The 223-nt window shown below is 59.6% G+C and carries 1 pseudogene; it reads left to right on the top strand.

The features are described from left to right. Nucleotides 1-26 precede the first annotated feature (26 nt). A pseudogene (locus E4K09_RS23680) lies at nucleotides 27-223 on the top strand (cupin domain-containing protein); the annotation flags it as partial.

The following is a 223-nucleotide window of genomic DNA, read 5'->3' as shown; positions in this document are numbered from 1 at the left end:
GTAAGCGGACAAGGCGGAGAGCAATGATGAGCGACACGAAACCCTCTTCCGGCGCCGTTCTGCGCCCATCCGAGATCAAGGCCGCCGATCGTGGAGGCGGTGCGAAAACCATTCCGCTCGTCAGCCGGAAGGTTGGCTCGACGAGTCTCCTGAATGGCATCACGTCCTTCGAGCCGGGAGCAGCAATCCCTCTTCACAAGCACAATTGCGAGGAAAGCGTGAT

The organism is Microvirga pakistanensis, assembly GCF_004458765.1.
In the GTDB taxonomy this organism is placed as follows: domain Bacteria; phylum Pseudomonadota; class Alphaproteobacteria; order Rhizobiales; family Beijerinckiaceae; genus Microvirga; species Microvirga pakistanensis.
This window is presented reverse-complemented; position numbering and strand designations above follow the sequence as displayed.